This is a genomic window from Achromobacter dolens (assembly GCF_902859745.1).
Taxonomy (GTDB): Bacteria; Pseudomonadota; Gammaproteobacteria; order Burkholderiales; family Burkholderiaceae_B; genus Achromobacter; species Achromobacter dolens.
Map to the genome: position 1 here is coordinate 1 of NZ_CADIJW010000002.1, position 15,093 is coordinate 15,093.

11 protein-coding genes are annotated in these 15,093 nt (G+C 59.1%); 3 read left to right on the forward strand and 8 right to left on the reverse strand.

Annotated elements, in window-relative coordinates; genetic code table 11:
• Window positions 1-483: 483 nt before the first annotated feature.
• The 4 genes from HV783_RS02330 to HV783_RS02345 all read right to left on the reverse strand — a co-directional run bounded on the left by HV783_RS02330 (window position 484) and on the right by HV783_RS02345 (window position 3,413).
• Window positions 484-696 (reverse strand): hypothetical protein, encoded by a 213-nt coding sequence (locus HV783_RS02330; RefSeq protein WP_082401909.1) that lies wholly within the window; start codon window positions 694-696, stop codon window positions 484-486.
• Between the two features lie 135 nt (window positions 697-831).
• Window positions 832-1,476, reverse strand: a complete 645-nt coding sequence (locus HV783_RS02335; RefSeq protein WP_175188626.1) for a hypothetical protein — start codon at window positions 1,474-1,476, stop codon at window positions 832-834.
• Window positions 1,477-1,572: 96 nt separating this feature from the next.
• Complete coding sequence (locus tag HV783_RS02340) at window positions 1,573-2,991, reverse strand: FAD-dependent oxidoreductase (RefSeq protein WP_175188627.1); 1,419 nt, start codon at window positions 2,989-2,991, stop codon at window positions 1,573-1,575.
• Window positions 2,991-3,413, reverse strand: coding sequence for a hypothetical protein (locus HV783_RS02345; RefSeq protein ID WP_156330738.1), 423 nt, complete (start codon window positions 3,411-3,413; stop codon window positions 2,991-2,993). Before HV783_RS02345 ends, HV783_RS02340 begins: the two co-directional genes overlap by 1 nt.
• Before the next feature lie 274 nt (window positions 3,414-3,687).
• On the opposite strand from HV783_RS02345, the gene HV783_RS02350 reads away from it, so the two are divergent.
• Both HV783_RS02350 and HV783_RS02355 read left to right on the forward strand, forming a co-directional pair.
• The gene (locus HV783_RS02350) at window positions 3,688-5,700 is read left to right on the forward strand and encodes a DUF4034 domain-containing protein (RefSeq protein WP_175188628.1); all 2,013 of its coding nucleotides are present in this window, start codon (window positions 3,688-3,690) and stop codon (window positions 5,698-5,700) included.
• A 168-nt stretch (window positions 5,701-5,868) separates the two neighbouring features.
• Entirely contained in the window at window positions 5,869-6,741 is an 873-nt protein-coding gene (locus HV783_RS02355; protein ID WP_175188629.1) for a leucine-rich repeat domain-containing protein, read from the forward strand.
• 65 nt (window positions 6,742-6,806) lie between these two features.
• Here the strand turns inward: HV783_RS02355 and HV783_RS02360 are convergent, their stop codons facing one another.
• The 3 genes from HV783_RS02360 to HV783_RS02370 form a co-directional block, all read right to left on the reverse strand.
• Window positions 6,807-8,447, reverse strand: coding sequence for a restriction endonuclease (locus tag HV783_RS02360; RefSeq protein ID WP_175188630.1), 1,641 nt, complete (start codon window positions 8,445-8,447; stop codon window positions 6,807-6,809).
• A gap of 163 nt (window positions 8,448-8,610) precedes the next feature.
• Window positions 8,611-9,321, reverse strand: a complete 711-nt coding sequence (locus HV783_RS02365; protein ID WP_175188631.1) for an NYN domain-containing protein — start codon at window positions 9,319-9,321, stop codon at window positions 8,611-8,613.
• A gap of 188 nt (window positions 9,322-9,509) precedes the next feature.
• On the reverse strand, window positions 9,510-11,627 hold the full coding sequence (locus HV783_RS02370) for a TonB-dependent siderophore receptor (RefSeq protein WP_175188632.1): 2,118 nt from the start codon (window positions 11,625-11,627) through the stop codon (window positions 9,510-9,512).
• A gap of 226 nt (window positions 11,628-11,853) precedes the next feature.
• Between HV783_RS02370 and HV783_RS02375 the strand changes: the two genes are divergently transcribed.
• Entirely contained in the window at window positions 11,854-12,840 is a 987-nt protein-coding gene (locus tag HV783_RS02375) for a helix-turn-helix transcriptional regulator (protein WP_175188633.1), read from the forward strand.
• A 38-nt stretch (window positions 12,841-12,878) separates the two neighbouring features.
• Here HV783_RS02375 and HV783_RS02380 read toward each other — a convergent pair whose 3' ends face one another.
• Window positions 12,879-15,059, reverse strand: coding sequence for a TonB-dependent siderophore receptor (locus HV783_RS02380; RefSeq protein WP_175188634.1), 2,181 nt, complete (start codon window positions 15,057-15,059; stop codon window positions 12,879-12,881).
• Window positions 15,060-15,093 lie beyond the last annotated feature (34 nt).

Sequence of the window (15,093 nt, forward strand, 5' to 3'; positions counted from 1 at the left end):
CTAGCGCGCTCTTGCGCTTGGCCGTCCAGCGTTTGATGTCGTCTTCCATCTTCATGCTCATCGTCAATTCCCTCGATTATGACGTGAGCAGGTTTTCACTGGGTCATTACAGAGCGTCCCTATTCGGTTTGCTGATCTTCGGAAAATAGAACGGGCTTGCCTGGGCATCTGGGCCATCGCCCGGATTGTGGGGAACAGCGCGACGGAACCCGAGAGCACCGGGGCGGCGCCACTGGAGCCTTGGGTCAGCGCCAACTTGCTGGGCGGCATTGAGAGCCTCTGCGATCACATTGTGGATCTTGCAGAGTCGGCTATGGACGGGGCACGGTTGGATATTGGGGTGGCGATGACGGAAGGGTCATTGCATTGATTGGCGCGGTTGCGATGTGCTTGGCGCCATCGGGATGCCAGCACGTCGCAAGCGTGGGCAACCGACAGGATGCCGGACTACTAGCCACGCCACCGCCTACGCTTAGCTATCGCTCAATCACCCGAGCTTCTGCGCAACCGATCGGTCGATGCCTTGTTCAGGCGTTTCGCCTCGGATTCCGCGTACTCTTCCTCGCCCGGCTCATACTTGCCGTCATACATGCAACTGCTGCGGTTCCAGCGGCATTCGTTGGTCAGGGAACAGCCGCAAGTCAGCGCGGCGAGAAACAGAACGACACCGCAACGGCCTAGGGTTTGAATCGACATGGGGTTCCTTGGTTGTCGGAGAAGTGTACGACATAGACGCGAACGAAGATGCCATCTCACCCTATAAAAAGCCTCCTAACGATCGATAAAAAAGCCTCCTAACGATCGTCATTAATTTTCACAAAATCTCAGTTTTTATTTGGTTTTCTTGCGCGAGGCCTTATCAATTCGAATACACACTGCGGCACTCGCGTATGCACTTCCCTTATCCATTGCTATACTACTCAAAATTATTCTTTGACCTTGCTTTTCTACCAATTTCTGACACCTACCACCTATCTCATCCAGCAAACGATTGAGCCTATCTTCGGCACCAACCTGAACATTTTTTCGAACGAATAAGGCAAGGAATCCGGACTGAAGGCAATTTCTCTCTCCACCTCTTGCCAATACCGCAGAGAGACGTTTTACGTCACGCTCAATTCTATGAAATGATCCCACCGGATGCTTCACCTCAACAAGAAAACGTGGTTTCTCGTTTTTTTTATGGACAACCATATCAAACCGACCATTACCGCGGATATCCTTCGGCACAACGCCAGTAGAAATCGCCCCGCTATTGATTAGCGTCTCTTTTACTGATTTCTCAAGATCAATTAGAACACCCAATCTCCCAACCTGAACGGCTATAGACGTCGTCAAAAAATACTCAGGAGCCGCATCCAGAGAAAGTCCTGAAATTTTAGGGTAGGCGCCAGCTGCTTTTTTTATACCTGCCACTATGGCGTTTTGGACAACTAAAACTGACACCGGACCACCAGAATAGTCAGTAAATTTCACGCCAATAATCCCATTATTTTTTTCTCCTACAGATATATCATCTAGAAATAATCAAAAAAAAATAAATCATATATCAAACACAAAAATACTCAAGGCCTACACCACGGGATCAAGATTCATCGGAATTCCTTGAAAAGCAAGGCGTCGCAACAGATCCTCCGACCCTGCCGTTCCCACTTGCTCCTGCTTGCTCACGCTAGAAAACCCGATCCGGCGTAACTCAACATCAGGCGCCTCATTACCGAAGCTTCTGATCATTTCAGAGGTCTTTCTAAACAATGAGGCACGCCCAGAACCCTTAACGGACAATCGAATTAGTAGCCCTACCAACCAACGATTAAGGCCATACACCTTCTTGCTGAATTTCAATTCATCCACAAGCTCAATTTCAATTTCGACTTTTCGCACAACCCTTTCATACCAAGCCTTGAGAGCTGCTGGCGCCAAATTATTCAATTCTTCCATTTCTCGCCAATATATTTGATCCAATTCCTGATATACACAACCGTCCTCATAACCCCACATCGACGCGCGAACGGCTTGATCCTCTGCGGATTGAATGCGCCCACACATCTGCGCCCAATGCGCCCCATGATTTGCATGTCGTAGAATTTCTCGCAGCTCATTCACGCAACCACCAAGATCATGCCAATTCGGGTCGAGACAGAATCTGAGAGCCTCCTGCAACCCTCCATCTCCTCCCCCAAAAATTCGAATCTTCCCTTTACCATTGAGCGCCTTATTAATGTCACTTTCCAACTCGTTATAGGAAAAAAAATCTCTCGCAGCGAGAGTTTGCTCATTACTTTTACCCAAGCCGAATCCGATAGCAAATATGACTATTTGCGCATTTAAATTTCTTACACCCCCCTTACCATAAACATCGACCCGCACTCTTCCGCTCGCTTCATTCACGGCGACATCATCCATGCTATGAAGGCTATGTTCATATATTATTTCAATATTATCTCTATACTTCTCTTTATATTTATCCAGCTGCAACAGGAAAGATTTTCGCATTTCCGCTCCCGTTTTGGGAACATCCGGAAAACGCAGCACCGCAGCCTTCTTTTTAAGATTTGAGATAGTTTCCTTATTCCGAAGAGGCTCCATATAGGGAAAGGAGTGCCCACCACTATGTTCATGGGGCCAATCGTATACTGTCGCACTAAATAGTCTATCGCTACCCAATCCTAAAAGGGAAAAACACGCAGACGTCGACTCTACAAGTTGCACTGTTAGCCCTAGTTCACACGCCATGAGAGCGGCAGATACACCACCGACACCTCCCCCAACAACAATTATATTTGGACTCCCGTTCGCCAGGCTCCTGCCTGGGTTAACAAGACCCGCTTTCGCAGCAGCCAGTACTAACGTACGCCCGCGTATCAATTGATCTTTCATACTTATAAATTGCAAGTCCCGATTCAGATCGAATTGCAAGGCTTGGACTTTAAAAGCCAATATTGCAAGGCCGTCCTTAGTTCCTGGCCTTAGAGAATTAACGGCATCCATTAAAAACTAACCTCCTGCAACAGCCCCACATCCGCCGTAGCAAGGTCTCGCTGAATTAAAAAAACCGAACTCCTTGCCAGAGACTTCACATCTTCAAATTGTTTCATAATGTCGATCAGATTCTGGGGCTCGACTATAGAAACCGCTGAACGCCCACTATATTCGACCGGGAGATTTTCAATTGAATCGGAATATTTGTTCGGCCTGTAATAATAGACTCCGGGCCTAACTCGCTCCAGCATCCGCGCTCTTACTAATGCACGGAAGCCGCTACTGATTTCGGATAAAATCTTCGAAAGCGGATTACCCGCATACAAAAAATCGGGAGCTAGATCATCTCTAACTTTCTTAACCTCAACGATATCACCATCAGAATAGTTATCATTTAAGTATCTATTGAGAGCTGTTTTTATGTCTTCCATACATCCTCACAAGAAGTTCAGAGCCGACTTCTAACTCAAGCCTCCATCCATTGGTCTTGGTACTTATCAGCATTACGTCGTAAATCTCTCCGCTATCTAGATAACGGATCCCAGACGGTAGCCACCTGACCTGTTCAGACCTCAGACCCGAAGGATCATATTACATTTCGAAATGGAAATTTATCATCCTCCCGCTCCATCGTGAATTTGCTTCAATAATCAAGCGTTATTCCGACCCCTACAGGTCGCTCCGCATTTAACGACAGGTAGATCCTTGCGCACGCTCACCACCATCCGCCAAGACCTCCGCACCCTGGTCCAATCCCGCGCGTTTTCCCAAATCGACGCCTACTACGCCGACCTGGAACAACAGGATTGGTCGCTCCCTGCCAGCCAGATTTCCGCGTACTCCGAAGCCGCCCTCTCCGGCACCCTCTTCGACTACAGCACTGTCCCCTACCCCCAAGCCGCCGACTTTCTCCAGGCCTGGATCGCCGCCTGCCCCGACTCCTACCACGCACACCTGGTCCTGGGTAACTTCTGCTTCGGCCGCGCCGCGGATATCCGCGGCTTTGGCTGGGCGGACAGCGTGACGCAGGATCGCTGGATCGGCGCCGCCCTGGCCTGCGAAACCGCCGCCGCCGCGCTGTTGAAAGCCATGACGCTGTCGCCGCGTCCCGTCGCGGCCTGCGTGACCATGATGCAAATGGCGGCGCATTTCAAAGAGCCGTATTGGCTGCGCCAGTTGTTCGAAGGCAATCCTCCGGAAACCATTACCCACGACGATGTCGAGGAACCCGGCCTGATGGACGCCGCGCTGGCGCATCTGGCGGAATACGGCGTGCCGCGCCTGCAACCGGATCAGGCGCCGCGGTCCCTGCCCGCATGGCTCGCGCCGCGCGCCGAGCATGAAATGGAACAGGGCAAGGATTACTGGCTGCTGCGCGCGCTGGAATTGCGCCCCGGCCACCTGGAAACGCTGATCGGGTATGCGCAGTATCTGCAACCGCGTTGGGGCGGCAGTTACGAGGATATCGACGGCCTGGCCAGCGGCCCGCTGTGCGAGACGCTGACGGAACCGCAGCGCAACGCGATCCGCTGGATCGGCCTGTGGGACGAGCTGAGCGATTTTCCAGAATCTGAAGAAACGCAGGCGGTGCAAGCCCATCGCCAGGCCTTCGAATCGTTCCTGCAACGCGATCTGCGGCCCCAGGAACGCGGCGAGGCGCTCGGTCGATTCGCGAATTTCGTCAGTTATTCGCTGGGAGACCATGCGCGTGCCCGCGCGCTGCACGCGCAGAGCGTGGCGGCGTTCCCGGGAAATATGTATTTTGGCGAAGTGGACGGGCCATTCCGCAGTTTCGCGCACGTGACGCTGATTCACCACATCCCGGACGACGACGGCGCGTTCAAGCGCGTGCTCGAGCGCATGAGCGGCTGGGACCAGTTGGCGACACCGCTGGGGTTGGTGGCGGTGGCGCATCAGTTCGGGCTGTGGGGGTTTGAAAAGGATCCGGCCAAGGCGCAACAACTGCTGGATCGCGCCGCCGAACTTGGCCGCGACCAGACGGACGACAGTTTCAATGTGCTGGCGGCGGCCGCAATGCTGTGGGATGGCGGCGCGCACGAGGAAGGTTATTTCCTGACACGCCAGTTGGCGGATCGGCGTTTTCCCGACGCGGCCAGCAGCATGTACGACATTCACCGCGGTTTCCGCGACAACACGCCCGACCATTATCTGGACGAGGCGGTGCGCGACGAATGGCTGCAACGCGCGGTGGACGATGGTTCGCCGCTGGCCAAGTACAACATGGCGCATCGGCACCTGTTCGACGGCAAGATGGATTTCTCGCGCCGCGAGAATGTCGAGACGGTATTGCGGCTGTTGCAGGAGTCGCGCGAAGAACCTCGCGCCGACGGCCTGGCGCGCTTGCGCATCGGGGTGCTGCTGCGCGACCACGGCACCGACGCGGAAAAACAGAGCGGCGTGCGCGATTATCTACGGCCGCTGGTCGACGAAGACGACGACTGGCGCGCCGCCCGCGCCAGCGCCGAAATCGGATTGGCCTATGCGCGCGGCCACGGCGCCAAGAAGAACCGTTTTGCCGCCATCGAATGGGTCGGACACGCCAGCAAGCTGCAACCGGACGACGAAGGTATCGACGAGATCCATGGCGAGGTGATGAACTCGCATAGTCTGGTCAAGACCATCGGCACGGTGTTCGGGGCGTATCTGGGACGGGGCGGCGTGACGGCGGAGGATCTGCCGCCGAAGCCGGCTGAATAAACTGTCTGGCGGGAAAACGGAGGCGCCTTTCACGGCGCCGCCAAAACAGAACGGAAATCCGGCTCGCCCGGCATTGCCGTTCTGCTTTATTGTTCTACCCTTCGACCATGCCTGTCCCGCTGTCGCCATGCTCGCGCTGCCGACAGACGTAATGACTCCGGAGCCCGTATGTCGCCAGTTTCGTTTTCAACGCCCCAACCCGGCCGCGACAAGCGATGGCTGTTGATGCACAGCCGCCAAGCCGCGCAGGCGCATGGCTCGGATCAAGTGCTTTTCTACGATGCGCCGCCGGACCCGGCCACGCTGGCGACGATCGAATACGTCCATCTATGGGCGCCACCTTTGGACCCGGTGCTGGAACTGCCGGACTTAATCTCCCGACTACCCGCCCTGACGCATCTGTCCATCGGACCCGGCAATATCCAAGCCTCGGTGGTCAAGAACCTGCGCGCCGAGATGCTGCCGGCCAGCCTGCGGCATCTGTCGATTTTTGATTGCCCGGGGTCATATACCTGGTCGGCCGGGCTGATGCCGCAGTTGGAGTCGCTGGAGGTCAACGTTCCGATGCGGTTCAAGGCGGAGGATTTTCCGGCGCTGAAGTCGCTGTCGATGTTGCCGGACAAACCCGGCAAACTGCTCGATCAGGCCTTGCGGCTGCCGCTGCAGGAATTGAATCTGTTCAATGTCCCGTTCGATGAATCGCTGTTTCACCGCATCGCGGCGTTGCCCCTGTTATCGCTGGGCCTGATGGCGGGGCGCTCATTGAAAACGCTGGCGGGAATCGAACAGCTTTCCGGACTGCGTTCATTGCGGCTCAAGAATCAAGGCCTATTGGAAACCATTGGCCCGATTGCCGCCCTGCCTGCGTTGGAACAATTGAATATCCAATATTGCAAGCGAATCACGGATATCGACGTGCTGGGAGAGCTTGCGGGATTGCAGGAGATGACATTGGTGGGTTGCGGCGATATAGGGCTACGCGATTGGGAAGCCAAATTACGCGCACAAATCCCGCGAGTGAATATCGGGGCAACAACTTAGAGTCGCGCTAAAGGATGTCGGCTCAGATCCGATTCGCTTGTAAAGAGGGCTAAGCCCCCTGCCCTCTAGACCAGGATCTTTGCCTCGATACCCGCATGCTCTCTAAGCAGATACAACAACCCGCCTCCGTCAATCAATTCAATGGGCTTGTCCTGAGAAAACTTGTAGGCGTCGACTCCATAGCCGCTTGTGCATACGAGGATACCTTTGGTCGCGCCTTCGTTCATCATCGTGCCGAAAAGGTCTCGTACCGCTGCCACGCCAACTGTGTCGCGATACCGTTTAGCCTGGATCACGACCTTGCCCCCCAGGATCGGGCGCGTATCAAAGGCAACGGCATCGACGCCTCCATCCCGAGACGCCCGGGTGAGCTTGGTATCCAGTCCCATGCTGCTGAACAGGTTCGACACCAGCACCTCAAATTCACCAGGGGTCAGGTCCAGCAGATTAGGCCTCGACTCCAGATCGCTGAGCACGTCTCCTTGCTCGATGAAACGTTTGTCGACCATATCGAACTCAACGATCGGCTTGATAGCCTGCAGTTCGTCGGGACGGCTCGACACGTGTGCCCCCAGATTGCGCAAGCAGGCGATCATGTCGACACGATCCAGAAGCAATTCTTGAAACTCGGATTTCTCTGCCCTCACGGAGACTACTGGAACACGGACCTCCCGCCCGTTGGATGGATCTATGGTATCCACGATGCCATTGAAGGTCACAAGCGCGAGCGCATCGGCTTGATCCGCTTCGAACAATTCATGCAGGGTTCGCAGCGTTATCGCTGCTATGACGCCTTGGTATAGGCGTTTGATATCCGCGGGCTTTCGCGCTTTGGTGTCAATCTGGTCTCGGGTCTTGACGTAGCGATGCTCCAACTCCGTAGGCACGACGGATATATGGGGTAGTTCATACTCCACAACCAACGTCTTGTTCTCTTCGAGATAGGTCATTCGGAATTTCTGCGGAAACCCTTCCTCGGGGTATTCCGAGCGAACCAAGACCATCTCGTTGTACGCAATGACGGCATCACCCTCGCGCGCCTGATAGGCCGCTTGAAACTCGTCGACCTCAGCATTGCGCCGAGCCATCTCGGCATCGTATGCAGATTTTTTTTGGAGATACTGGTCACGCAGCGTGGCAACCTGTGCCCGCTTATCCTCTTCCCATAACTCGAACGATTCCAACCGCTGTTGGTTCTGTATCCTGGCCTTCTCCTTGGCCAGTTGGTGCCTTTTTCCGGCCCCAGGGATCAGCCGCTTCAAACCCGAAGGAGCTGGAACCGTGATCAACGGAGGCGACTCTGCAGGCCGGAGTTCTGCGGCGATCTCAAAAGGTGCGAATGGCTCGAAATGCCGCAGGCTATCGAAGTCAATGACGTCATCACGCCTGAGTGTGTGCGGAAGGATATCTTCCAACGCCTCGACCTGTTCGCTCAATTCGGCATTGAGGTCGTCTGTTTCAGCTTGCCGATCAAGAAGGTACTGCGCCTTCAGCGCCCTTTCGGCTTCGCGGTCTTCCCGGGCCTGCTGCGCGGCCAGTCTTCGCTCATCGCGATGACGCTGCGCCGTATCCCTGCGTTCATCGCGCTCGACTTGTCTGGCATACGCAAGCTGCATCCGGGCAGCGCGATTACGCTCTCGCTCGGACGCTGCGGCCGCACGCGCCGCTGCTCTGATAAATGCTCCGAAACCGCTACGGCGTGCCATGCTGCCCCCAAAATCTACTAAGCCAAGGATTGAATGGTTCAGGTCCACCTCACCTCGGACGGATATATCGGCCCGAGGTTAATGTATGCAAATATTACCTGAACTCAAAATACCCCTGATCCTAGAACAGCACGAAGCCATCGCGACACCCGACTTCTCTGCTTTACTTTCGTTTCAGCCGAATGTGCATATTCGTGATGACGGATGGATCCCCGACTTCTTTTATCTCGATATAAGGTTGGGCACGCACGAGCCCGCCCAGCTTGGCAAAACCATAATTGCGGGAATCAAAAGACGCGTTATTTTTGACGATATACGACCCGACCGCTCCCAAAGGTGCCCATCCGTTGTCACGGGCAGTGTTTTCAATGGCCCTCGCCAGCAACACCTTCAACTCCCCGCTCTCAGCAGCTTCGGCATCGGCTTTCGGCAGGTCATGCAACACCTCGAAGAAGATGAACTTGTCGCAGGCCGCGATGAAGGCCTCCGGCGTCTTTCTTTCGCCCAACCCATAAACCACCTTACCCGCCTCTCGCAGCCGGGTCGCGAGCCGCGTGAAGTCACCGTCGGAGGACACCAATACGAACCCGTCCACGTTACCCGCGTAAAGCAGGTCCATGGCGTCAATGATGAATGCGGAATCGGTGGAGTTCTTCCCGGAGGTATAAGCGAATTGCTGAATGGGCTGGACTGCGTGCCGATGTAGCTGAGCTTTCCAGCCGGCCAGATTTGAAGTGGTCCAGTCTCCATATGCGCGCTTCACCGTCGCAGTCCCGTATTTAGAGACCTCGCCCAGCAGATCTTGAATCACCTTCGCCGAGGCATTGTCCGCATCGACGAGCACCGCCAATCTGCTCACATCACCATTGGCCATGGTCTTCTCCTCCTGTTATGGATGTCGGATTCGATCAAATGCAGCCTGCCAAAAACACTCGCTATTGATTGCTTTACTCAGGATCGACCCGATTCTAGTGGATTGCCAATGCAGTTAGCCTTCGTGAAGGATATAGACTAGATCGCGGAGGATGCCGGCCAATTTATCCAATCATTATCCCACCCGCCTCACCACTGATACCCCACCTTCAAACTGACCACCCTCCCCGCCCCCGCGAAGCAGCCGTTATCCAGGTCATAGCATCCCCCGCTATACCGCTTGTCCGTCAAGTTCGACACATTCAACTGCACCTTCGTCCCTTTCAAGCTGGGCACCTGCCGCCCCAGGTCGTAATGCAGTTGCGCATCCACCAAGGTGTATCCCGGCACGCGGAAATCCTGCAACGTCTGGTACCCGCCCCAGCTTCCCCCGTTATGCCGCACCCCCAGCGCCGCGCCCAGGCCGGAGGGCGCATCCCACGCCAGCCAGACGCCGCCAAAGCGCGTCGGCACGCGCGAGGGCGTCCTGCCCACTTCGTTGGCATTGCCTTTGGTGTATTCGACGTTCTGCCACGTATAGGCCGCGATCACGCTCCACTGGGGCGACAGCCGCGCATGCGCTTCCAGCTCCAGCCCGCGCGAGCGGACCTCGCCCGACTGCACGGATAGGCGCGGGTTGGCGGGGTCGGCGCTCAGCACGTTGGTCTGGGTCAGGTGGTAGATCGCCGCGGAGAACAGGGCGTCCCAGTTCTCCGGCTGGTACTTGAGGCCGGTTTCGAACAGTTCGCCCCGGGTCGGCTTGAACGGCTCGCCGCTGGCGGACAGGCTGTTCACGGGCTCGAAGGACTGCGCGTAGGTGGCATACGGCGCCAGGCCATTGCCGAAGCGATACAGCGTGCCGACGCGCACGGTGGTTGCCTGGTCCTTCTGCGTGAAGCCGCTGTGCCAGAGCCTGTCGGTGGAATCGATGGTCGACCAGTCCTGGCGCACGCCGATGGTGGTGTGCCAGTTGCCCAGCGCGATCTGGTCCTGCACGTAAAGGCCGGTCAGCGTCGAGCGCATGCCCTTGTCCATGACCGTGGGCGGGACGGGCTGCGGCGCGCCGTAGACGGGGTTGTAGAGGTCCAGCTTGGTGCCGTTGTAGGTCGTGCGGTAGTCGCCGTCGCCGCGCATCTGCTCCCACACCAGGCCGGCCAGCAGTTCGTGGCGCGCGGCGCCGGTGGCGAAGCGGCCTTTCAACTGGTTGTCCAGGGTGAGGCTGTCGTAGCGCTCGGTGGAACCGAGCACCTGGCGGTCGATGGTGCGCAGGTCCGGTTGCAAGGCGGCCAGGACCACGGCGTCATAGTCGCTGTCGACGCGGGTGTAGCGGCCGTTCAGGCTCATCGACCAGTCGCCCGCCAGCTTCTGGTCGAACTGGTAGCCCACGGCGCGGATGGTGCGCGCGAACGTGTCGTAGCCCGGCTCGCCCACGTTGAAGCGGGGCGGCAGCTGGCCGTGTGGGTTGGACAGCACGCTGCCGATGCCCGGCACCGACGAGATCATGCCCAGGCCGGGATCGTCCTGGTAGCGCGCGTACAGCGTCAAGCGGGTGGCAGCGCTGGGTTGCCAGGTCAGCGAGGGCGCGACCGCGCGGCGGCGCAGCCAGGTGCCGTCCAGTTGGCCATCGCTGTTCATGGCGGTGCCGACGACCCGGAACAGCAGCGTGCCGCGTTCGTCGGCCTTGCCGCCCAGGTCGAACGAGCCGCGACGGTAGCGGCTGGTGCCGCCCTCAAGCTCGATGAGGCGCACGGCGTCTTCGCGCGGCAGCTTGCTGGTCAGCGCAATGACGCCGCCGGGCGTGGAGGTGCCGTACAGCACCGAGGCGGGGCCGCGCAGCACTTCCATGCGTTCGAGCAGGAAAGGATCGACCTGCTGGCCGCCGAAGACGACGCCGCGGTTCAGGCGCATGCCGTCCAGGAAGGTGTCGACGGGGCCGTTGCCCGTGCTGAAGCCGCGGATGCTCATGTCGTCATAGGCGGTGACGGCGCCCCAGGATTCTGTGGCGACGCCGGGCGCGTAGCGGAAGGCCTCGTTGACCGAGCGCACGTTGCGCGCGTCCATCTGCTCGCGGGTGACCACCGAGAGGGACTGCGGCGTCTCGATCAGGGGCGTGTCGGTGCGCGTGGCGGAACTGGAGCGACGCGGCACCACGCCGTCGTCCTGCGGGATGCCGACGACCTCGACGGACGGCAAAGTGCGCGCGTCCCCCGCCGTGGCCGCTGCGGCCGCCTGCGCCGCGCCGGGCTGGGTCCAGGCCAGCAGCAGCAAATGAAATCCGACGGTAAGAACCCGGGGCGATGCGCATCTGGCGCGGGATTGGAAGATCATGAGCGTGGTCCGTTTGTTTGATGGCATGCATCCCGAGACCCGGCGCGTGTCGCCGGCGCGATGTATGGGCATTGCTTGGAAGCCGCTCCATTTAATATTGCGTCTCATTCCTTTAACTACCCGGATCGGGTCGTCAACCCCGAAACGGGTCCCCCGGCATCGCTTCATGAAGACCCATCCCGACGCGCCGCGCCACGGCGCCATTTCCTCCCTGCCCGATGTGCCCACGTCCTCGATGTTCGACACGGACTTCCTGGCGCACTACCTGTCAGGACAACGACATCGGTTGGTGTACGCGGAAGTGGCGGATGGCATCGAGCTGTGCCATTGGCAAAGCGCATTCGAGCAGCCCTTCACCGTGCACACGCGTGACGACGGCGACCGCGTATTGCTGTCGTACCAATTGCGCGGCGAGACCGATTGCTGGCTGGAAGGCGGCGTCGCCGGACAGGGCGAGGCCATCAGGGAAACGTCGGGTTGCTTGTACTACACGCCAGATCGCCGTGGACACTTTGCCCAACATGGGGTGTGCGAGAGCCTGACCGTTGCGCTGCGGCCGGACGTGCTGCGCACGTGGATCGAGGACGAAGAGGACGCGGCGCTGCGGCGCTCACTGGACTCCGGCAGTTGCTTTCGCACCGGCTACCGCGGCGAAAAGCTGCATCAAGCCGCGCTCGCCATCAGCCGCGAGTTGAAGCACCTGCGCACGCCTGCCTGCGACACGCCCGGCGCGCGGCTGATCCGCGAAGCGCAGGCCATGATGCTCACCGGCCTGTTTCTCGAAACCGGCCACGCGGACCCGCGCCGTGCCAATGCCGCCACGCCGCAACGGCAACGCCTGATGGCGGCGCGCGACTATCTGCTGGCCGACCTCGCCCATCCGCCCACGCTGGCGCAGATGGCCGCGGAAACGGGCTTGAGCGCCATGCGCATCAAGCGCGGATTCCGCGAGTTGTTCGGGCACAGCGTCTATGGCTTGTTCCAGCAGGCGCGGATGCGCGAGGCGCAGCAGCGGCTGCGGGCGGGCAAGGTGACGGTGATGGAGGTGGCCTTCGATATGGGGTACTCGAATCCCAGCCACTTCGCGGCGGCGTTCCGGAAGGAGTTTGGCGTGGGGCCGGGGGAATATAAGCGCAGGGCGGCGGGCGTCTGAAGCGCCGGCGTCGCCTCGCAATGCCGGCCCCGTCCCGGTTACCACTGATACGCCAAAGTCAGATTCACCTGCCGGCCCAACCCAGGGAAGCAACCCGTGCCCATGTCATAGCAACCCGCCACGTGGCGCTTGTTGGTCAGGTTGGCAACGTTAAGCTGCAGCCGGGCGCCCTTCATGGATGGCGATTGCCGTCCGAAATCGTAGTGCAGTTGCGCATCGAACAGCGTGAATGACGGCGCGCGGAATTCCTCCACCTGCATGCCGCCGGCGGTATTGCCGTGGTAGCGCGCGCCCAGCGCCGCACCGAGGCCCGACGGCGCATCCCATGCCAGCCAAACGCCGCCGAATTGAGCCGGCACGCGCACGGGCCGCTTGCCGACGATATCCGCACTGCCCTTGGTGTATTCAACCTGTTGCCAGGTGTAGGCGGCGATCACGCTCCATTGCGCGGCGAGGCGCGCACGGGCTTCCAGTTCCAGGCCTCGGGAACGCATCTCGCCTTCTTGGATACGTTGCCATGGATTGGCGGGGTCTGGGATGAGCACGTTGGCTTGCGTCAGGTTGTAAAGGGCGGCGGTAAACAGCGCGTCCCACTCCAGTGGCTGGTATTTGAGGCCCGCCTCGAACAATTCTCCCCGACTGGGCTTGAACGGCGTGCCGCTGGCCGAAAGCTGATTGATGGGCTGGAACGACTGCGCGTAGGTGGCAAAGGGCGCCAAACCGTTCTCGAAACGATAGAGCGTGCCGATGCGACCAGTAGTGGCGTGATCACGCTGCGTAAAGTCGTTGTGCCAACGAAAGTCCACGGTGTCGATGGTGGAGCGGTCATGCCGCAGGCCGAGCATGGTGTGCCAACCGCCGAGCGACAACTGGTCTTGCAGGTAGAAGCCCATCTGCGTCGAGCGCACGCGATTGTCCATGCCCACGGGCAAGGCGGCGGGGATGGGCATCCCGTACGCCGGTTCGAAGATGTCCAGCGACGGGATGTCCAGCGACGGCGGCTTGCCCTTTCTGAAGTCGCCACGACCCCGCAGTTGTTCCCAGCTTATGCCGGCCAGCAGTTCGTGTTGCAAGACCCCGGTGGCGAAGCGTCCGCGCACCTGGTTATCGAGCGCGAGGGTGTTATAGCGTTCGTCCGACGCGTTGGCGTAGCGATCGATGGTGCGCAGGTCCGGCCGCAAGCCTGTCATGCGCACGGCGGCGTACTGCACGTCGATATCGGCGTAGCGGCCGTTCAGCGACAGCGACCAGTCGTCGGCCAGACGCTGGTCGAATTGATAGCCCGCCGCGCGCTGGGTGCGAGAGAAGCGATCATACGAAGGCTCGCCCGTGTTGAAGCGCATTGGCAGCCGACCGTGCGGGTTGGGTAGCATCGTGCCCTGCGCGGGCAGCGAACCGATCATGCCGGACTGGGGGTCCCCCTGATAACGCGCGTACAACGTAAAGCGGGTGGCCGCGCTCGGTTGCCAGGTCAACGACGGAGCGACCGCGCGGCGACGAACCGGCGCGCCGTCCATGTGGCCGTCGCTGTTCATGGCCGTGCCGACGACGCGAAACAGCAGCGTGCCGCTCGCATCGGCCATGCCGCCCAGGTCGAAGGAAGCGCGCCGGTTGCCATACGAGCCCCCCTCCAGCTCGACCCGCCGGATGGCCTGATCGCGCGGCAATTTGCTGGTCAGGACCACCACCCCGCCGGGGTTGGCCCTGCCATACAACACCGATGCCGGACCGCGCAGAACCTCCATGCGTTCGAGTAGAAATGCGTCGACCTGCTGCGATCCGAAGACCAGGCCTTCGCCCATGCGCAAGCCGTCCAGAAAGGTGTCCGCCATATCGTTGGTCGACGTGAAACCACGGATGGTGAGCTCATCATATCCGCTGACGCCACCCCAGGCTTCTGTCGCGATGCCGGGCGCATAGCGGAAGGCCTCGTTGACCGAATGGACGCCTTGCGCATCCATTTGAGAGCGCGTGACCACTGAGATGGACTGCGGGATCTCGACTAGCGGCGTACTGTTGCGAGTCGCCGCGCTGGCGCGCCGGGGCACGAGGCCGTCGTCCTCGGCCGGCGCGGCGACTTCGATGACGGGCAACGTGGCGGCCTCGCCAGCATTGGCCGATTGCGCGACGCCCGGTTGGGTCCACGCCAATAGCAGCAGGGGAAATCCGACGCCGAGAAGTCGGGACGTCGCATATGGGGAGCGGAATTGGAAGATCATAGTCGTACATCCGGTGGGTTGACGGCAAGGCACC

Coding starts and splice junctions, on each gene's coding strand:
- HV783_RS02380 (WP_175188634.1), bottom strand. CDS start 15,059: ATGATCTTCCAATTCCGCTCCCCATATGCGACGTCCCGACTTCTCGGC.
- HV783_RS02340 (WP_175188627.1), bottom strand. CDS start 2,991: ATGGATGCCGTTAATTCTCTAAGGCCAGGAACTAAGGACGGCCTTGCA.
- HV783_RS02355 (WP_175188629.1), top strand. CDS start 5,869: ATGTCGCCAGTTTCGTTTTCAACGCCCCAACCCGGCCGCGACAAGCGA.
- HV783_RS02360 (WP_175188630.1), bottom strand. CDS start 8,447: ATGGCACGCCGTAGCGGTTTCGGAGCATTTATCAGAGCAGCGGCGCGT.
- HV783_RS02345 (WP_156330738.1), bottom strand. CDS start 3,413: ATGGAAGACATAAAAACAGCTCTCAATAGATACTTAAATGATAACTAT.
- HV783_RS02365 (WP_175188631.1), bottom strand. CDS start 9,321: ATGGCCAATGGTGATGTGAGCAGATTGGCGGTGCTCGTCGATGCGGAC.
- HV783_RS02330 (WP_082401909.1), bottom strand. CDS start 696: ATGTCGATTCAAACCCTAGGCCGTTGCGGTGTCGTTCTGTTTCTCGCC.
- HV783_RS02375 (WP_175188633.1), top strand. CDS start 11,854: ATGAAGACCCATCCCGACGCGCCGCGCCACGGCGCCATTTCCTCCCTG.